Origin of the sequence: Tropicimonas aquimaris, assembly GCF_042676185.1 — a bacterium.
Lineage (GTDB): Bacteria > Pseudomonadota > Alphaproteobacteria > Rhodobacterales > Rhodobacteraceae > Tropicimonas > Tropicimonas aquimaris.
This window is the reverse complement of sequence record NZ_JBHTJT010000008.1, coordinates 707,843-725,713: the sequence shown is the minus strand read 5'-3', so window position 1 is coordinate 725,713 and position 17,871 is coordinate 707,843. Positions and strand designations below refer to the sequence as shown.

Sequence of the window (17,871 nt, the reverse complement as noted above, 5' to 3'; positions counted from 1 at the left end):
TCCCTGCCGCGGTCCGGCGGCGGATCTGGATGGGCCGGACGGATCGGGCCGCCCGGGATTGGAAATCAGTCGTGGACGCGTTGCCTTGCGATGCCCGCAGCGTATCTCGCGCGGGCCTTTTCCAGCCGTCCCGTCCCGCCGGCCTGGGGCACGGCGACGTCCCACCAGTGGCCGCCGGCGCCCGTGCCGGACACGGCCTCGGTGTCGATGACGATAACGCTTGGGATGTCACGGCCCCGCGCTGCGGCGATCTTCGCCTCGAGATCTGCGATGGAGGCGACCTTCTCGGCATGGGCGCCCATTGAGGCGGCATGGGCGACGAAGTCGATCTCGGGCTGAATCGCGACGTTGCTGTCGCGGTACATGTTGTTGAACTCGGCACCGCCGCAGGCCTGCTGCAACCGGTTGATGCAGCCGAAGCCACGGTTGTCGGTCAAAATAACTGTAAACGGAACTTTGCGCATCACCGCCGTCGCCAGTTCCGAGTTCGCCATCATGTAGGAGCCGTCGCCGACGAAGCAGATGACTTCCTTTTCTGGCGTGGCGAGCTTGATCCCCATGGCACCGGCAATCTCGTAACCCATGCACGAATAGCCATATTCCATGTGGTAGCCGCCCGCCGTCGCCTGCCAGAGTACCTGCAGCGCGCCAGGCATGGTGCCGGCGGCGCACATGGCGACGGTGTTCGGCCCGGCCTGGCGCTGCACTGCGCCGATCACCTGCGCATCGCTCGGCAGACCCGCGTGGTTAGGCGCGGCGGTGACGGTGCGCACCGTCTCGTGCCAGTCTGTGCGCGCCTGCGGGTCGTGCCAGTCGAAGCGGGCCTCGCCGAGGCCGGCGGAGATCTTCTCCAGCGTTACCTTCGCGTCGCCCACCACCGGCAGCGCACCGTGCTTGGTCGCATCGTAACCCGCGAGGTTGATCGAGACGAGTTTCCGGTCCTCGGCCCCGAAGACGGTCCAGGAGCCAGTCGTGAAGTCCTGGAAACGAGTGCCGACGCCGATCACCAGGTCAGCGCGCGCCGCCAGGTCGTTGGCGCAAGCCGAGCCCGTCACCCCGGGCGAGCCGAAGTTGCGTTCGTCCTCAAAGGAGATTCCTCCCTTTCCGGCCTGGGTTTCCACGAAGGGAATGCCGTGCTTCTTCACGAACTCCGCGAGCGTCGCCTCGGCGCCGGAATAGAGAACGCCGCCGCCCGAGATGATCATTGGCCGCTCGGCCGCCTTGATCGCGGCCACCACCTCGGCCACCTCTTGCGAGTCGGGCTCAGGCCGGCGGATCCGCCAGACCCGCGGCTCGAAGAAGCTCTCGGGGTAGTCATGGGCCTCCGCTTGCACGTCCTGGCAGAAGGCGAGGCAGACCGGACCGCAATTCGCCGGGTCGGTCATCACCGAGAGCGCCCGCGGCAGGCAGGTCAGCAGGTGCTCGGGCCGCGTGATGCGGTCGAAGTAGCGCACCACAGGTCGGAAGGCGTCGTTGGCGCTCACTGTACCGTCGTCGAAGTTTTCCACCTGTTGCAGCACCGGATCGGGCCGGCGGTTGGCAAAGACGTCTCCGGGTATCAACAGAACCGGTAGCCGGTTGACATGCGCCAGCGCCGCCGCAGTAACCATGTTGGTGGCGCCCGGGCCGATGGAGGAGGTCACGGCCTGCGCACGCCGCCTCTTCTTCGTCTTGGCGTAGGCGATAGCGGCATGCGCCATGGTCTGTTCGTTCTGGCCGCGCCAGGTCGGCAGAGCCTCCCCGATCCCGTGCAGCGCCTCGCCGATGCCCGCCACGTTGCCGTGCCCGAAGATCGCCCAGACGCCTTCGATGAACCTATCGCCGTCGTCGGTCATCTGCACACTTAGCCAGCGCACCATCGCCTGCGCCGCCGTCAACCGGATCGTTTTCATGCCGCGTCCTCCATAGCGCTTTGGCGCACCTTGTCCCAAACCCCGCAAAGCCGCTCGAAGCGCTCGGCCATCTGCGCCACCGCCTCGCCGTCGGTGATCTCGCCCCTGAGCCAGGCTCGCGCCGCGTCGGCGAAAATCGTGCGCCCCACCGCGAAGCCTTTGACCAGCGGCTGCCGCGCCGCCAGTGCGAAGCTCTCGGCCAGCTCCGCTTCCGGCTCGTCGAGCCCGAGCACCACGATGCCGCGCGTGCGCGGATCGTTCGCCTCGATCGCGGCCACGGCGTTCTCCCAGGCCGCTTCGGTCTTGAAGGGTTCCAGCTTCCACCAGTCGGGGTAAACCCCCAGGTCATAGAAACGCTGAATAACTCTTGCTGTTGTGTCGTCCTCCACAGGGCCGACTTTCGAGGGGATCACTTCCAGCAGGAACTCCAGGGAATTGCGGCGCGCCACCGTGAACAGCCGGAGCACCGTCTCCTCCTGTGCCGTCCATGTCGTCGCGTCGTCGTCGGGATGGCAGAAGCACAGGCACTTCACCACTTGGTCGCGCGGCCATTCCGCCAGGCCGCCGAAATCAGCCCCGAGATGTGGCTCCAGCGTCAACGGCCGCGAGCCAGGCCATTCCACGGGCCGGCCGATCCAGAGTTCGGTGCCCTCCGCCTTGTAGAGCGCATCGCGGCCCAGCCTCTGATCGCAGAGGATGCCGTAGCCGGGCTGATCACCTTTCACTTTCAGCGCTGCCCGAAGACAGAGTTGCTTGAAAGCACCGATCTTCTTCGGCGTCGCACCTTCCATCTCCTCCAACTGGCTGCGGTGATCGAAGGCAAAGGTCCTGAGCGTGGACCAGTCGCCATGCCGGTTGGTTGCCCAGTGCACCTGCTCCAGTTCCGCGTCATGGCGCAAATCGGGACGAACGATGCCCCGCTTGAAGAAGAATTGCAGCTCCTCCCATGACGGGTAGGCCGGCGTGCAGCCGTGCCGGCTCACCGCGAAGGCGCCGCAGGCATTGGCGTATTTGAGCGCCGTCGGCCAGTCCTCGCCATCGAGCCAACCCTTCAGCAGCCCGGACATGAAGCCATCCCCTGCACCCAGAACGTTGAACACCTCAATCGGGAAACCCGGCCCCGTCTCGCCATCGTCCAGGCTGTCAGAAACCGGGCCGGTGAAGGCTACCGCTCCCATCGGGCCGCGCTTGCATATCAGCGTGGCGTCGGAAACCTTCCGCACCGCCCGCAGCGCCGCCACCGTGTCAGTTGAGCCGCCCGCGATATGGTGCTCCTCCTCGGTGCCCACGATCAGGTCGAAGAAATGCAGATGCGACTGCAGCTTCGCAGTGACCTTCGCGCTTTCCACGAAGCGGCTTTCGCCCTCGCCGTGGCCAGCAACGCCCCAGAGATTCGGGCGATAGTCGATATCAAGAGCGGTCTGGCAGCCATGCTTGCGCGCCAGCGCGAGCGCTTTCAGAACAGCGGCCTCCGTACGCGGATGGCTCAGATGGGTGCCGGTTACGACTACCGCACGCGCCGAGGCGATGAAATCCTCGTCAACGTCATCCTCGCACAGCGCCATGTCCGCGCAGTTCTCGCGGTAGAAGATCAGGGGAAACGACTCCTGGTCCCGGATCCCCAAGATGACCAGTGCCGTCAGCCGCTCCGGGTCCGTCTTGACCCCGCGCGTCTCGACACCGTGTCGCTGAAGTTCCTCAAGGATGAACCGCCCCATATGTTCGTCGCCGACGCGCGACAGAAGGGCAGATTTCATCCCCAGCCGCGCCGTCCCACAGGCCATGTTCGTCGGGCTGCCACCAATATACTTGTCGAAGGAGCCCATATCCTCCAAACGACCGCCAATCTGCGTGCCGTAGAAGTCAACACCAGCCCGGCCAATCGTGATTACGTCCAGTGGTTTGATCATCGCTTGTTCCTCAGATCGCTACGGGGCGGCCCTGGGAGCTCGCCATTGCATGTATTATCCGCTCGATGACGAGGCCCTCCGCGAAATCCGGACCGGCCTTCGGACCGCCGGCAATCGCTCTCAGCAGGTCTCTAGCCTCGATCACCTTTTGCTCGTTGAATCCAATCTGGTGGCCTGGCGCCGGACAGAAGGCGGCATAGTCCGGGTCGCCGGCGCCCGACAGGTGGCGGGTGAAGCCGTCCTCACCTTCACGGTGTACCCAGATCTCGTTCATTCGTTCCTGATCGAAGTGGATCGTGCCGTCCGTCCCGTGGACCTCCCATTGCAGGCGTCCCTTCCGGCCGCGGGCGACCCGGCTCGTGGCAAAGGAGCCATGCGCACCGGATGCGAACCGCACCAGCGAGAGTGCACTATCCTCGTTTTCCACCAGCTTCGGCCCGTCGGAAGAGTGACGCTCCCCAATCGAGATATGGGTCAGCGCCGTGACCTCCTTCACCGGTCCCATGAGTGCGAGCATCTGACTCACGAGGTGGCAGCCGAGGTCGCCCAGGGCGCCGAGACCGCCAGCCTCGTGAGTCATCCGCCATGACCACGGGAGTGATGGATCGGCGGAATAGTCCTCGTCATTGACGCCCCGAAAGGCCACTGGCCGGCCGATCGCACCAGATCTGATCAACCTCACCGCAGCTTGAAACGCAGGGTTGCGCAGATAGTTATACCCCAGCATCGTCACCTGACCGGAACGCTCGGCCGCCAAAGCGGCCATCGCCTCGGCGTCGGCCATCGTCAGTGCCATCGGTTTCTCCAGCCAGACATGCTTGCCGGCCGCGAGGGCAGCCTCTGCCATCGGGCGGTGCAGGCCGTTCGGCGCGGCAATCGAGACCACGTCCACCGCCGGATCGGCAACCGCCACCCGCCAGTCGCCCGTCGACCGGGCGAACCCGAACTGCCGCGCGAAGTCGTCCGCCTTTTCCGACGGGGTGTCACACAGGATCTCGAGCTGCGGGTGGGCTCCACCAAAGGTCGCGGCCACGCTGCGCCAGGCCATTGCATGACACTTGCCCATGAAGCCGGTGCCGATCAGGGCGACGCCAAGCGGCGCAGATGGCATTGGATTCGTCATATGCTGGCTCCCTTTCATCGTACCGTCGTTTCGGTGGTTCGGGCGTGGCGGCGGCAGATCGCCATGTGACGACGATCAGACGGTCCCGCCGAGCGACCCCTCGAGTTGGGCCAATTCCTGCCCGCCCGCCATGAGATCCTGCAGCTCCTCCGGGCTGATCTCGCCGCGCCTTGCGGTTCCAAGTGTCTTGCCGCGGTTGAGGACCGTGAAACGGTCCCCGACAGCGAGTGCGTGGCGAACGTTGTGACTGATGAAGACGACGCCGATCCCCTGTTTTCGAACGCGGTCGATGGTTGCGAGCACGTTCGAGGTCTGACGCACGCCGAGCGCCGAGGTCGGTTCGTCCAGGATCAGCACCTTGGCGCCGAAATGAACGGCGCGGGCGATGGCGACGGTCTGCCTCTCGCCGCCCGAAAGCGTGCCGACGGCCTGGTCCGGCCCCCGCAGATTGATGCCCATCTGCCGCATCTCCTCCACGGCGATCCGGTTTGCGGTCTCGGTGTCGAAGCGCTTGAAGAGGCCCTTTCCCTTGGTGGGTTCGCGGCCCATGAAGAAGTTGCGCGTGACCGACATCAACGGGATCATTGCGAGGTCCTGGAACACGGTGGCGATGCCGGCTTCCATTGCGTCGCGCGGGCTGGCGAAGTTCATGTGCTTGCCTTCGAAGAAGATCTCTCCCTTCGTCGGTCTGTGCACGCCCGACATCGTCTTGATGAAGGTCGACTTGCCGGCGCCGTTGTCGCCCAGAAGGCAGTGGCACTCGCCAGGGCGGACGTCGAAGCTGACGCCGGCCAGCGCGATAATGTTTCCGAAGTGCTTCTCGATATCGCGCATCTCGACGATCGGCGCGGAATCGGGCGCATCGCCGTGGTGGAAGTTGGTGTCTACAGTCATCTCAACGTTCTCCTGTCACGCGCTTGCGAATGGCGTTGTTGAACAGAACGGCGATCAGCAGCATCGCCCCGAGGAAAACCTGGAACCAGTCCTGATCGAAATTGGTGTAGGTGAGGCCGATCACGACCATGCCGAAGATGATCGCGCCGAAGAAGGCGCCGATGGCCGAGCCGTATCCGCCGGTCAGGAGGCAACCGCCAATAACCGCCGCGATGATCGCTTCGAATTCCTTCTGGAAGCCGCGTCTGGCATCGGTGGAGCCTGCATCCATCACCGTAATGATGGCAACCATCGCGGCGCAGCAGGCAGTCAGAACAAAGAGCGAAACCTTCACCCGGTTCACCGGCACGCCCGAGTTGGCGGCGGCGTTCTTGTCTCCACCAGCCGCGAAGATCCAGTTGCCGGCCGGTGTCTTGAGCAGAATGTAGGTGGCCAGCAATGCAATCAGCACGAACCAGATGATCTCGACCGGAATCCCCGGAACCTTGGGGGTTCCATTCTTGAACGTCTCGACAAGACCGGCATTTGCCAGGGAGGCGAAGAGTCCCTGAAACGCGTCGCCGGAGAAGAGCGGGGCCAGGAAGTCCCCTTCGACCGCCTCGCGAACGCCGCGGAGCTGCGTGGAGCCGCCCGTCGCCCATTTCAACCCGACGAGCGAGAGACCGCGCAGAATGAACAGGAAGGCAAGCGTCACGATGAAGGACGGCAGGCCGGAGTGAATGACGATGGTGCCGTTGAGCGCACCGAAACAGCCAGCAAAGATGAAAGTCGCGGGAATTGCGATGATCAGCGGAAAACCCCAGGTCACCGTACAAACCGCGAAGAATAGACCGGAGAAGGCGACCATCGAACCGATCGACAGGTCGAACTCTCCGCCGATCATCAGGAGCGCCGCGCCGATGGCGAGGATCCCGAGCTGGGCCGCGGGGGTCATGAAGTTCATGAAGCCCGACAGGGTGAACATCGCCGGGTCAGCGGTGATGGCAAAGAAAATCACAACCAGAATTACCCCGGCGATCGCGCCGAGCTCGGGTCGTTTCATCAATTTGGCGCCGAATGACTCGGGCTTGAGCCGTTCATCGACGACGAGTTGTGACGTGTCGGTCATGGAATCCTCCCCTATGGATGGAGTGGCCCCGAAAGGAGCCACTCCCAAATCGCTTGATGGCGATCAACGAATGCCCTGCGCGGACAGGTCGATTACCTGGCCGGCTTTTTCGGCCGTGATCAGGTTCGGGCCGGAGGGCACGTTGCCTCCGGGCATCAGACCGTATTCCGCATTCAGAGCCAGGAAATTGACCGCCATGTAGCCCTGAAGGAATTGCTGCTGATCGATCGCAAAGGCGGCATCGCCATCCACGATGGACTGAAGGAAGGGGGCGCTCAGGTCGAAGCTGGCAACCAGCACGTCGCGGCCGGAGGCCTTGGCGGCGGCAACGGACGGCTCGCCGGCGGTCGAAGCACCGAGCGCCATCACGGTATCAATATCAGGGTCGCTGTCGAGCGCAGCGCGCACCTTGGACTCGATCTCGGTCGGGTCGTTGGTCGTCGGCAGGACGGTGATCTCGTTGCCGAAGCCTTCCGCGAAACCCTCGCAGCGAAGGTCGAGGGCGACGTTGCCGACTTCCTGGTTCACACAGATGCCCTTGGTGCCGCCCAGTTCGGCAAGCTTCTCGCCGGCCGCCTTACCGGCGTCGAACTCGTCCTGACCGACATGCAGCAGGGCGCCAAGACTCTTGGAGACGTCGGAACCCGAGTTGATCGAGATCACCGGGATGCCGGCGGCGACAGCGCGCTCAATTGATGGCCCGAGCGCATCGGCGTCGGGAATCGAGACTGCCAGCCCGTCAGGCTCCTGGTTCACGGCGGCGTCGATGAGCTGCGACATGGCCACCATATCGAAGGTCTCGGGTGCGCGGAATTCCACGTTGGCGCCGGTGTGTTCGGCGGCCTTCTCCACGCCGTTCTTAACCACCGACCAGAACGGGTCGTTGGCCTGGCCATGCGCGACGACGATGATGTCGGCCGCGAGCGCAGGTGCGGCCACAGCAATGGTAGCCGCCACGGCGACTGTCGAAAGAAGCTTGTTCATTGGGTCCTCCCTTGGCTTCAAACTCCGGACGGCAAAACTCGCCATCCGCTCTCCGGCATCCTCTCTGCCGGAATCTTTTGAACCACCGCGTGTGCCCTGTTTGCTCTGCACCGCACGGATGGATGATACAGCGGCGTTCGGCGTTCCTGTCGCCTCATCGCCACGTATTTTATGTCAGACGGCCACGGTGACTGGTGCGCCGATACGTGCGGATTCCGCCGCCGCCTCGGCCATTGCCAACGCACTGATACCGTCCTGAAGTGTGACCGGCATTTCTTCGCCGGCCGCGATCGCTTCGACGAACGCCGCCCATTCTACCGCGTAGGCACGCATGTAGCGCTCAAGAAAAAAGAACTCTGGTTTGCCGCTGGTCACGCCGTCTTTGGTCGCCTTGGACACAGTGGTCTCGAGAATGTTATCTGCGGATAGCAACCCTTCGGAACCGAGCAGTTCGACCCGCTGGTCGTAGCCGTAGACCGCGCGGCGGCTGTTGCGGATGACGGCGATCCGTCCGTCCGCATAGGTCATGGTCACCACGGCGGTGTCCACGTCGCCTGCCCTCCCGATCTCCGGATCGACGATCGAGCTTCCGACGGCCATGATCTTCTCGGGTAGCGCACCCATGATGAAATTCGCCATGTCGAAATCGTGGATCATCATGTCCCGGAACAGCCCGCCCGACACCTTGATGTAGCTGACCGGCGGAGGCGCTGGGTCGAAGGAGGTCACCGACAGAAGCTCGCTTCTGCCGATCTCGCCCGCATCGGCGGCAGCCTTGACCGCCGCGAAATTCGGGTCGAACCGACGGTTGAAGCCGATCATCACCGGCACACCGGTCGCGCTTGCCTTCTCCAGGCAGGTCCGTGCGCGCTCCAGCGACAGATCCACCGGCTTTTCACAGAGCACTGCCTTACCCGCCGCGGTGGCAGCTTCGATCAGGTCGGAGTGCGTGTCCGTAGATGTTGCGATCAGCACCGCGTCGATGCCTTCGTCCGCGAGCATGTCCTCGATCGAACAGGCATAGGCACCATACATGACGGCAAGCGAATCTGCGGCCTCGGCTTTGACATCGGACACGGCGACAAGGCTGCTCCTCGCGTTTCCGGCAATGTTGACAGCATGCACCTGGCCGATCCGGCCCGCCCCCAGCAAACCCACTCTAAGCATCCGCGACTCCTCCCGACTCGCCAATCCGATTTCCAGCAAGATGCTCAGTTCTGCTCTCGTGAGCAAGAACTTTTTGCACACGGGAGCAAATTGATTGGCACTCGACTTCGGACGGGGTAGGATGCGGCGAAGGGAAGCCAATAGAATGTCGATACAAAAGGACGGAAAACTGAATCAAATTGGCACCGTGACCGCGGATCATGTCGCGGCCGAAGCAGGAGTGTCCCGGTGGACGGTCAATCGCGCCTTTCGTCAGGAAGCCTCGATCTCCGCCAAGAGCCGCAAGAAGGTTATGGAGGCGGCCGAAAAGCTCGGATACGTGCCCGATCTTCTTGCTTCGAGCCTTCGTTCGGAACGCTCGAACCTCGTGGCGGTGCTGGTGGACGACTTTGCCAACCCGCACAAGCTCGTGATGATGGAACGCCTTACCCGTATCCTTCGCAAGCACGGCTGGGACACGCTGCTCGTGAACATGCTCGGAGAGGCCGACACCTCAGCCGCGCTGCTGAGCGCCAGCCAACGCCGCGTGGATGCAGCGATCCTGATCGGGATCCAGTTCAACGAGGAAGTGCTGGCAACGGCCCTCGGCGCGCAGCGCGTTAGAAAGCTTATCATCTTTGCACGCGACTCCGAGAACCCAAACACGATCTCGATTTGCTGTGATGACGTAGGCGCAATGACCGCGATTGCCGACTACGTCCTGAACAAAGGTTACCGAAAGCCGCTGTTCCTTGCTGGTCCACAGACCGAGTCGGCGCATCTCAAGCGCAAGGACACCTTCCTCGAGCTCTGGAGACAAAATCGGGGCGACCTGCCCGCGAGTATTTCCGTTCCGTTCTACGATCCGCTTCTCGCATACGAGCGTACCGCGGACTATCTCGCTTCGCACGATCGGTCGGACTACCCTGATGTTGTCGTCTGCGAGAACGACGCCCTTGCTATGGGTGCAATCGATGCGATCCGCTTCCGGTTCGGTCTCCGTGTGCCGCAGGACATAGCCGTCACCGGCTTCGACGATGTCCCGCAAGCGGCGAGCCCGAATTATCGGCTGACGACCTACCGGCAGCCTATCTCTGCTATGGCCGAGGCGCTTGTCGAGGTGCTGAAGGGGAATAACGACCCGGCCCACCTTTGCGGATTCCTTGGCGAGATGATTGTGCGGGAAAGCGCCTAGCAGGCAAATAGAACGCAGGTCTCGGCCCCAGCGGGAAAGACGTTGCTTGCAGAGACGAACGCATGGTCGAGGACAGGTGGCGGAATCGACTGACCTCTGTTCTTAATGCTCCGGTTTCTGCAAGCTTTTGGTGCTGGTGCCCGAGACGGATCTACTCATTTCTTGGTCCAAACATTGGCCCAGTTTTGGAGGGCGGCCACATATCCCATATCGCCGTGCCGATGGGCCACTTCAACGCATTCGGCACCGCCGAGATGGTCCGCGCCGCCTGCCAATGACGAAATAGTGGCGTCAAGCGTCGAGCCGCCTCTCTGCGACATTGCATCCTCAGTTCGGGTTCTTCTGAGGCCGTCACGATTCGGAAAGAGGATTTAGAATGCGCTGTGGGTCGAGAAGTGACTCGATTTCGAACGGGCAGGTTTGTACCGCTTGCAGGTCTTTGGCGATCTTTTTCTTTTTTCGCCCCAAGCCGTGCTCGGCGCTGATTGTTCCGCCAAACTCAAGGCAGGTGCCATATACACATTTTGAGAGCTCCGCCGGATCAGCACTCGCGCTCGGCGAAAGATTGAAGTGAATGTTCCCATCTCCCAAATGGCCGAACGCCGAAACCAACACATGTGCATCAAGCTTTGATACCCGATCGCTGGCCACCCGAATGAATTCTGGAACCTCGGCAACTGGCACCGCGATGTCGTGCTTGATCTGAAAACCTGCCAGGCGCTGCCCCTCGACGATAGCCTCACGTAGAAACCAGAGGTCTCGTCTCTGGCCCTCACTGGCGGCGACGACACCATCACAGACCAGGTCTCTATCCATCGCAACCTCCAAGAGACTCATCAAGGTCTCCTGGAGGTGTTCCGCGTCCGGCCCACTGATCTCCATAAGGACGGCCCAGTCTGGCGTGGGATCGAGCGGCGACTGTGCGCCATCGACGTGGGCGGAGGCGAAAGAGAGTCCCTGGCGCGGGATCAATTCACAGGCATCGACCGCGCCGCCGGCATGTTGCAACGCAAGGCTGAGAAATTCCGGGCCGGCCTCAAGGCGAGACAGGGCGAGCCAGGCGGTCGCTCGGGCGGCGGGGCGCGGCACCAGCTTCAAGACCGCTGCGGTCACGATGCCGGTCGTTCCCTCGGCGCCGATAAAGAGATGTTTGGGATCGATCCCAAGGTTGCGTTTGCGCAGACTGGACAGGTCCGACCATATGCGTCCGTCTGGCAGCACCACCTCCAAGCCGAGCACAAGATCGCGCATCATGCCCCAACGCAACGCCATGGTTCCGCCTGCATTGGTAGCGATCAACCCACCGATTTGCGCCGAGCCTTCCGACCCGAGAGACAACGGAAAAAGCCGGTCCTCCGCCTCGGCCGCCGCCTGTAGAGTTGCAAGCACGCATCCCGCCTCCACAGTCGCGGCATTATCGCGTGCATCGACCCTGCGAATACGATTCATCCGGCCCAATTGCACAACGACAGCGGCGCGTTTGGTGACGGGCGTGGCCGCGCCGACCAAACCAGTATTGCCGCCTTGCGGCACGATCACGACACCCGCATCGCGACATATCGTGACAATCCGCGACACCTCCTGTGCCGTGGAAGGGCGTAGAACGGCTAGAGCTTCGCCTTTGAGTTCGCCCATCCAGTCAGTCAGGTATGGGGCCGCGGCGTCGCCCGTCAAAATGGCGTTTGTAGGCAGGGCACCCGACAGCACCTCCATGAAACTGGTCATCTCGGAAGGTCCCGCCCAAAGGTCATAGAAGTTCCACGATTCCGGATGGTGTCATGCTCAGTGCAACACTCAAAGGAACTCCTTGCTGCGGTGGCCTTGCTCACATGAAAAAAAGCAGCTTCGGGAACACCTTGCCCCGGCACATCGCGAGTTGTCTGCCAAAGGAACGATTGCGGATGGTTGGCGAAAAGGATGCCAGCGCGCTCGGCCCTTGGGAGCGCCACCGCGAGGGTATCTGTGCACAATAGGCGCGAAAGCTTGCTACGAGTTCCTACTCGACCAGCTACACGTCCACGGACTACAATCACCTCCTGCAATCCAGGGAAAGGCTTTGCGCCAACCGTCTCGTTTAGCACGTGTCGCACCCGGGGCGTTCCTTGCTTGTGCCGTTGAATTGAACGGGAGTTTTCGTGGCTTTGGAATGCGTGCCGTTTCGGGGAATTTGCAACGGTTTGAGCATACAGGCCCGCTTGGCCTGCTTTTCCTGGGCGCGCCTTGGAGCAATGGTCTACCATGAGATCGTCAGGCACAGATCGCCGGATGGCTGCCACGCACCGTCGCAAGCTCAGAATTGCGAGAATACCTTTGAATGTCTCTAGCCTCTTTTCGGTCATAGCAATTTGAGCGCGCGCTCGGAGGTGTCGCGAATGTGCTGCTCGATCAAGGCGGAGGCGAGATCGGCATCGCGGGCGAGCGTCGCCATCATGATTTCGCGGTGCTCCTCGAATTTCCGTCCGCCAAGACCCTCCGGTGCCCGCTTTGTCACAAAGCGATATCGATCGAGTTGGTCAAACATGATGGAGCGCAATCTAAACAGCCACCGCCCCGGGCATGCTGCGACTATGGCCTCGTGAAACTCGCGGTGGCGCTCGACCCATTCAGAATGCCGTTCCATGCGTCGTTCCCACGGCAACCCCTCGATAAGGCTCAGGCGATGGTGCACGGCGACGATGTTGGCTTCCCAGTCCTCGCCGCCATGTATAATGGCCTCTCGCACCGCGCGCTTCTCAAAGCTGATGAAGTGATCGGTAATCTCGATGAGTTCCTCGGCTGAAACCGGCGACACCTTGAAACCCTTGCCGGCCTCAACCGTCACGAACCCTTCCGAGGAAAGTTGCGAAAGCGCCTCTCGCAAGGTGCCGATGCTGACATCATAGCGCTTCGTCATGTCCGCGAATTTCAGGCGGGTTTCCGGCCCGAATACGCTGCTGACGATATCCGTGCGTAGGCGTGTTAGAACATCTCGTGAACTGGATGCCTCGGATCGCGAAGACGGGCCGCTTGTCGGGTTCAGGGTGCCTGAGGTCACACGTCGCTCCATAATAGATCGGCGGAATCGTAGCGCCATGCAGCTGGCGCCCCGGGTTTTCGAATATCCCATCCGATCGCCAAGCAACACCGTGATCGAGAATAGGGGTTCACGTACTAGACTTTCAATAGTATTCGTATTTTCGAAAAAGGAAAGAGTTACGAATGAAGCTGTTGTCTTTCGTGCTGAACGAACGGTCGTCCTGGGGAGCGGTCTCGGACCAGGGTATTGTGGACCTAGGGGCGCGCTCCAACGGTAAGTATGCAGATCTGAGATCCTTCATTGCAGCGGGAAGACCACGGGAGATGCTCGCCGGCATCGATGGGGCCGAGTTGGGTTTCGATGAGGTCGAACTGGCCCCAGTGATTCCAAACCCCGACAAGATCGTCATGGCGGCGATAAATTATCGCGAGGATTCTACCCTACCGGAAAACCTTCCTGAATATCCTGTTCTTTTCCTGCGCCTGCCATCCTCGCAGATTGCCCATGATGCGCCCCTGATTCAGCCCCGATCTTCGGAAAAGTTGGATTTCGAAGGCGAACTGGCAGTGATTATCGGAACGGGTGGCCGGCACATTCCGGCTGAAGGGGCGATGGCCCATGTGGCGGGCTATTCGATCTATAACGACGGCAGCGTACGGGATTGGCAAAAGCACAGTCACCAGTTCACACCCGGCAAGAACTTTTCCGGAACCGGTGCATTCGGGCCCTGGATGGTGGAAGCGGCTGACCTGCCTATTCCTCACAAGTGTGTGTCGTTGGTGACCCGTGTCAATGGCGTCGAAAAACAGCGCACCGATACATCGCGGATGATTTTCGACATCCCCTATCTGATTTCTTACATCTCAACTTTCGCACCGCTTGAGCCGGGCGACGTGATCGTAACAGGAACCTGTGCCGGATTCGGCAGCAAGCGTATGCCGCCTGAATTCCTCAAGCCCGGTGACGTCGTGGAAGTAGAGATCGAGGGGATCGGCGTCCTGTCCAACACCGTGGAAGCTGAAAAATAAGGTTACCAGGCCCCTGCCACGGCCACGGATAATCCTGCGATTTTCAATTTCCGAACAATTTTCGAAAATAATTGCGATTACCGAAACTCCGTGCTAGCAAGAATAAACCGGGGCCAAGGGGAGAGAGCTATGGGTTATCTGGTGAATTCGGTAGGGCACGTTCAGTTGAACGTGGTTGATGTCGACGCACTAGTCCGCGAATCATGCGATATTCTTGGGCTTCGCGTGACACGGGAAGAGGCCGGATGTGTCTGGCTTTCGTCCAATGGGCGCATGGCCGAGCTGGTGCTTCATGAGGCTCAGGAGAATTCGACCCGGTCAATCGGCTTCGAGGCTATCTCGGAGGCGGCGGTCGCACAGGCAGCAAGCCGTGTTGCCGAAGCTGGGTGCACGCTTCTGTCCGAGCAACCCAGTCTTGATTGTTGCGTGACCGGGGTGAGCTTCGTGACGCCCCAGGGGCATACGTTCGAACTTCACAGCCCCGTCGCGACAGAAATCTACGGCAACCGCCACGCAACCACCGGGATGGGGCCGCTGCGGATCGACCATGTGAACATCACTTCGCCCGACCCGGCCCAGACCCGTGCCCAAATGGAGACAATCATGGGGATGCGCCTATCCGAGAGGATGGTGGATGATGGGCTGAGCTGGATGCGGGGCGCAAATCGTCTGCATCACATTCTCGGCATCGTGCGGGGCGAAACAGGCTTGCATCACTATTCCTGGGAAGTGGCGGAATTCTCGGATTATTGCCGCCTTGGCGATCTGCTGGACACGATCGAAAAGAATTTCATCTGGGGACCGGGCCGCCACCGGCCGGGTGACAACACTTACGCCTACTACATCGACGCCTGCGGCGCGATGGTGGAATGCGCGGGCAACATGGCGCTGATCAACGATGATGACCGCTATGAGCCCAACGTGATTACCGCGCTCAAGCGGCCCGACAACGTGCGCGTCATGAATGTCTGGGGCGAGCCTGCTCCGCTGCCGTGGCGCGAGCACAGGTTCCCTTGGGCCTCCCCGGCGGCTTGAACGAACTCAAAAAAGGGTAGACTCGTGATCAAGATTGGAATTCTCGAAGGTTCCTTGCGGCGAGCGTCGTTGTCGCGGGCAGTGGCGCGCGCAGCTACGGGCCTCGTTCCGGAAGGGATGCAGGCTGTGGCTTTGCCCAACCCGGGTAGTCTTCCACTGTTCAACCAGGACATTCTGGACGAAGGAATGCCCGATCCCGCGGCCGCCATGATCGCTGCGGTCGAAGATTTGGATGCGATACTGATCGTTACGCCCGAATACAACTGGTCGATCCCCGGCGGGCTGAAGAACGCGATTGACTGGCTTTCGCGTGTGAACCCCAATCCGCTGGCCCGCAAGCCGGCAGCGATCTGGAGCGTTTCGCCCGGTCTTCTCGGCGGCGCGCGTGTCCATGAAAGCCTGCGCCAAACGTTGCACTGCCAGGAGGTGATTATCATGGCCAAGCCCGAGGTGCAGGTTGCGGGCGCCAAGGGCAAGGTGGATGTAGAGGCGGGTCAGATCACGAACGCCGAAACCGAAACCTTCCTTCGCGGCCACCTAGTTGCGTTTGAAGCATTTTGTCAATCTTGGCGTCGCGCCTGAGCGCGATATCGAAACTATCCGAAGAAAGGGCGCGACTCATGGAATATCCGCTTTCCTTCATGTCTGATGGCTTGAAGCTGTCCGGCGTTCTGCATGTGCCCGAAGGGCGCAAACCCGGTCAGAGACTGCCGACCTTCATTGTCTTGCACGGGTTCGTTGGAACCAAGGACAAATCCCATGTCGAACTGGTCGCACGGATGATCGAAGAGATGGGCTATTGCGTGTTCCGTATGGATTTTCGCGGCTGCGGGCAAAGCGAGGGCGCGCGCGGTGAGGTCCGGTGTTTCGATCAGGTGGCCGACACCCGCAATGCGTTGACGTTTATCTCCGAACGCGAAGAGGTGGATCCCGACCGCATCGGACTGACCGGGCACAGCTTTGGCGCGGCCGTCGCGATCTTTACCGGTGGGGTGGATCGGCGCGTGGCTTGTGTCATGTCGCTATGCGGATGGGGCGACGGCGAGCGGAAATTCCGTGGCCAGCACCCCACGCCAGAGGCTTGGGCCAAGTTCACCGGCATATTGGACGAGGGGCGCCGTCACCTTGCCGAGACCGGCGAAAGCATGTGGGTGTCGCGCTTCGATGTGGTTCCGATCCCCGAGGAGTTGCGCAAGAACCTGTCGCCTCATGCACAGTTCGAGGTCCCCGTGGAAACGGCGATCAGCATGTATCATTTCCGCGCCGAGGATGTCGTGGCCGATATCGCTCCGCGGCCGCTGTTGCTGTTCCATACGGCTGGCGATGTCATCACGCCGATGGAACAATCCATCAGCCTGTTCCAGAAGGCCGGCGCCAATGCCGAGCTGATGATCCCGACCGGAGTGTCTCATTTCCCGTTATCCGATGAAGACGCACCCTACACGCGCGCGTTGATCTCTGCTTGGTTGAAGAAATTCTTCCCGACACCGCTTGGCGATCACGCATGACCCGGTTTCGTGCCGAGGATCTGAAGGATTATGCCGAAGCGCTGTTGCATGCGGCCGGCTATTCGCCGTGTCACGCGGAGCGGACAGCGGATATCCTTGTCTGGGCGAACGCTCGAGGTGCGGATTCCCATGGTGTCCTGCGCATCCCGCGCTATGGAGAAATGGTCGAGAAGGGCATGATCGATCCCGCCGCCGTTCCGTCGGTCGTGTCGCAAGAGGGCGCAGTCGCGGTGGTTGAAGCAGCCCGCGCTCCGGGGCCTTCAGCGATGGTGACCGCGACAGATACGGCGGTGGAAATCGCCAGCCGCCTTGGGATTGGCTGGTGCTCGGCGCGCAACATCACCCATGCGGGCGCGGTCGGTTATTTCGCTCTGCGGGCGGCCGAGCGGGGATATCTGGGTATTGTAATGACCGCCTCGGGCCCCTTGATGGCCTATCATGGCGCACGGGTTGCCGGGCTGTCGACCAACCCGATCTCGATCGCAGTCCCCGGTCGCGGATTGCCGCTGTTGCTGGATATGTCCACATCGACCGTGGCGCTTGGCAAGATCATGCACGCCAGGGATGCAGGCAGGTCGATCCCGGAAGGTTGGGCCATCGACGCCAACGGCGCGCCGGCGACCGACCCCGCGAAAGTCTCGACCCTGACGCCGCTTGGCGGTCCCAAGGGATCGGGATTGTCGCTGATGATCGAGATACTGGCCAGCGTTCTGGTCTCCAATCCTGCAATCTCGGGCGTCTTGTCGGGGGGCAAGGGCGCAATGAACGGCGCTGCACTGGCCATCAGAATTGAGGCATTTTCGGATCCTGAAGTTTTTGCCAGCCAGATCGCTGAATTGGCCAGCAGCCTCAAGGCGCTACCTAAAGCACTGGGCACGGAGGAAATCCTGATGCCGGGTGAGCGCGGATTTCGGCTTGCCGAAGAACGCAATAAGACGGGCATTCCGATTGCGGAGGGCACGCTCAACCGACTGGCCGACATGGCCGCCAAGTTCGGCATTGCCGCACCGACATCCATGCCGCCCCCTTAGC

At 61.6% G+C, this 17,871-nt stretch carries 15 protein-coding genes; 6 read left to right on the top strand and 9 right to left on the bottom strand.

Going from position 1 to position 17,871, the window contains the following annotated elements; all coding sequences use genetic code 11:
* Positions 1-65: 65 nt before the first annotated feature.
* The 7 genes from iolD to iolG form a co-directional block, all read right to left on the bottom strand.
* Positions 66-1,892, bottom strand: coding sequence for a 3D-(3,5/4)-trihydroxycyclohexane-1,2-dione acylhydrolase (decyclizing) (iolD, locus tag ACFQ2S_RS09885; protein ID WP_386074285.1), 1,827 nt, complete (start codon positions 1,890-1,892; stop codon positions 66-68).
* Positions 1,889-3,802 carry a bifunctional 5-dehydro-2-deoxygluconokinase/5-dehydro-2-deoxyphosphogluconate aldolase gene (locus ACFQ2S_RS09880; RefSeq protein ID WP_386074284.1) on the bottom strand — a complete coding sequence of 638 codons (1,914 nt, stop codon included), beginning with the start codon at positions 3,800-3,802 and terminating at the stop codon, positions 1,889-1,891. The genes iolD and ACFQ2S_RS09880 overlap by 4 nt, the downstream gene beginning before the upstream one ends.
* 10 nt (positions 3,803-3,812) lie before the next feature.
* Complete coding sequence (locus ACFQ2S_RS09875; protein ID WP_386074283.1) at positions 3,813-4,925, bottom strand: Gfo/Idh/MocA family protein; 1,113 nt, start codon at positions 4,923-4,925, stop codon at positions 3,813-3,815.
* A 75-nt stretch (positions 4,926-5,000) separates the two neighbouring features.
* Positions 5,001-5,819 carry an ATP-binding cassette domain-containing protein gene (locus ACFQ2S_RS09870; RefSeq protein WP_386074282.1) on the bottom strand — a complete coding sequence of 273 codons (819 nt, stop codon included), beginning with the start codon at positions 5,817-5,819 and terminating at the stop codon, positions 5,001-5,003.
* Position 5,820: 1 nt separating this feature from the next.
* Complete coding sequence (locus ACFQ2S_RS09865) at positions 5,821-6,927, bottom strand: ABC transporter permease (protein ID WP_386074281.1); 1,107 nt, start codon at positions 6,925-6,927, stop codon at positions 5,821-5,823.
* A gap of 63 nt (positions 6,928-6,990) precedes the next feature.
* Positions 6,991-7,911, bottom strand: coding sequence for a sugar ABC transporter substrate-binding protein (locus ACFQ2S_RS09860; RefSeq protein WP_386074280.1), 921 nt, complete (start codon positions 7,909-7,911; stop codon positions 6,991-6,993).
* A 174-nt stretch (positions 7,912-8,085) separates the two neighbouring features.
* Positions 8,086-9,078: an inositol 2-dehydrogenase gene (gene iolG, locus ACFQ2S_RS09855; RefSeq protein WP_449369414.1), complete on the bottom strand. Its 993-nt coding sequence runs from the start codon at positions 9,076-9,078 to the stop codon at positions 8,086-8,088.
* Positions 9,079-9,223: 145 nt separating this feature from the next.
* Here iolG and ACFQ2S_RS09850 point away from each other — a divergent pair, with 145 nt between their 5' ends.
* On the top strand, positions 9,224-10,252 hold the full coding sequence (locus ACFQ2S_RS09850) for a LacI family DNA-binding transcriptional regulator (RefSeq protein WP_386074278.1): 1,029 nt from the start codon (positions 9,224-9,226) through the stop codon (positions 10,250-10,252).
* A 351-nt stretch (positions 10,253-10,603) separates the two neighbouring features.
* Here the strand turns inward: ACFQ2S_RS09850 and ACFQ2S_RS09845 are convergent, their stop codons facing one another.
* Complete coding sequence (locus ACFQ2S_RS09845) at positions 10,604-11,977, bottom strand: FAD-binding oxidoreductase (protein ID WP_386074277.1); 1,374 nt, start codon at positions 11,975-11,977, stop codon at positions 10,604-10,606.
* A 610-nt stretch (positions 11,978-12,587) separates the two neighbouring features.
* On the bottom strand, positions 12,588-13,298 hold the full coding sequence (locus tag ACFQ2S_RS09840; protein WP_386074315.1) for an FCD domain-containing protein: 711 nt from the start codon (positions 13,296-13,298) through the stop codon (positions 12,588-12,590).
* Positions 13,299-13,450: 152 nt separating this feature from the next.
* Between ACFQ2S_RS09840 and ACFQ2S_RS09835 the strand changes: the two genes are divergently transcribed.
* From ACFQ2S_RS09835 to ACFQ2S_RS09815, 5 genes are all read left to right on the top strand, one after another.
* The gene (locus ACFQ2S_RS09835; RefSeq protein WP_386074276.1) at positions 13,451-14,296 is read left to right on the top strand and encodes a fumarylacetoacetate hydrolase family protein; all 846 of its coding nucleotides are present in this window, start codon (positions 13,451-13,453) and stop codon (positions 14,294-14,296) included.
* A 129-nt stretch (positions 14,297-14,425) separates the two neighbouring features.
* The gene (locus ACFQ2S_RS09830) at positions 14,426-15,331 is read left to right on the top strand and encodes a VOC family protein (protein WP_386074275.1); all 906 of its coding nucleotides are present in this window, start codon (positions 14,426-14,428) and stop codon (positions 15,329-15,331) included.
* Positions 15,332-15,355: 24 nt separating this feature from the next.
* Positions 15,356-15,913: an NADPH-dependent FMN reductase gene (locus tag ACFQ2S_RS09825; protein ID WP_386074274.1), complete on the top strand. Its 558-nt coding sequence runs from the start codon at positions 15,356-15,358 to the stop codon at positions 15,911-15,913.
* Positions 15,898-16,839 carry an alpha/beta hydrolase gene (locus ACFQ2S_RS09820; protein WP_386074273.1) on the top strand — a complete coding sequence of 314 codons (942 nt, stop codon included), beginning with the start codon at positions 15,898-15,900 and terminating at the stop codon, positions 16,837-16,839. The genes ACFQ2S_RS09825 and ACFQ2S_RS09820 overlap by 16 nt, the downstream gene beginning before the upstream one ends.
* On the top strand, positions 16,836-17,870 hold the full coding sequence (locus tag ACFQ2S_RS09815) for an Ldh family oxidoreductase (RefSeq protein WP_386074272.1): 1,035 nt from the start codon (positions 16,836-16,838) through the stop codon (positions 17,868-17,870). The genes ACFQ2S_RS09820 and ACFQ2S_RS09815 overlap by 4 nt, the downstream gene beginning before the upstream one ends.
* The last annotated feature ends 1 nt before the right edge of the window (position 17,871 follow it).

Excerpts from the sequence above, each read along its gene's own strand:
- iolD (WP_386074285.1), bottom strand. The coding sequence starts at position 1,892 with ATGAAAACGATCCGGTTGACGGCGGCGCAGGCGATGGTGCGCTGGCTA.
- ACFQ2S_RS09880 (WP_386074284.1), bottom strand. The coding sequence starts at position 3,802 with ATGATCAAACCACTGGACGTAATCACGATTGGCCGGGCTGGTGTTGAC.
- ACFQ2S_RS09875 (WP_386074283.1), bottom strand. The coding sequence starts at position 4,925 with ATGACGAATCCAATGCCATCTGCGCCGCTTGGCGTCGCCCTGATCGGC.
- ACFQ2S_RS09870 (WP_386074282.1), bottom strand. The coding sequence starts at position 5,819 with ATGACTGTAGACACCAACTTCCACCACGGCGATGCGCCCGATTCCGCG.
- ACFQ2S_RS09865 (WP_386074281.1), bottom strand. The coding sequence starts at position 6,927 with ATGACCGACACGTCACAACTCGTCGTCGATGAACGGCTCAAGCCCGAG.
- ACFQ2S_RS09860 (WP_386074280.1), bottom strand. The coding sequence starts at position 7,911 with ATGAACAAGCTTCTTTCGACAGTCGCCGTGGCGGCTACCATTGCTGTG.
- iolG (WP_449369414.1), bottom strand. The coding sequence starts at position 9,078 with ATGCTTAGAGTGGGTTTGCTGGGGGCGGGCCGGATCGGCCAGGTGCAT.
- ACFQ2S_RS09850 (WP_386074278.1), top strand. The coding sequence starts at position 9,224 with ATGTCGATACAAAAGGACGGAAAACTGAATCAAATTGGCACCGTGACC.
- ACFQ2S_RS09845 (WP_386074277.1), bottom strand. The coding sequence starts at position 11,977 with ATGACCAGTTTCATGGAGGTGCTGTCGGGTGCCCTGCCTACAAACGCC.
- ACFQ2S_RS09840 (WP_386074315.1), bottom strand. The coding sequence starts at position 13,298 with ATGGAGCGACGTGTGACCTCAGGCACCCTGAACCCGACAAGCGGCCCG.
- ACFQ2S_RS09835 (WP_386074276.1), top strand. The coding sequence starts at position 13,451 with ATGAAGCTGTTGTCTTTCGTGCTGAACGAACGGTCGTCCTGGGGAGCG.
- ACFQ2S_RS09830 (WP_386074275.1), top strand. The coding sequence starts at position 14,426 with ATGGGTTATCTGGTGAATTCGGTAGGGCACGTTCAGTTGAACGTGGTT.
- ACFQ2S_RS09815 (WP_386074272.1), top strand. The coding sequence starts at position 16,836 with ATGACCCGGTTTCGTGCCGAGGATCTGAAGGATTATGCCGAAGCGCTG.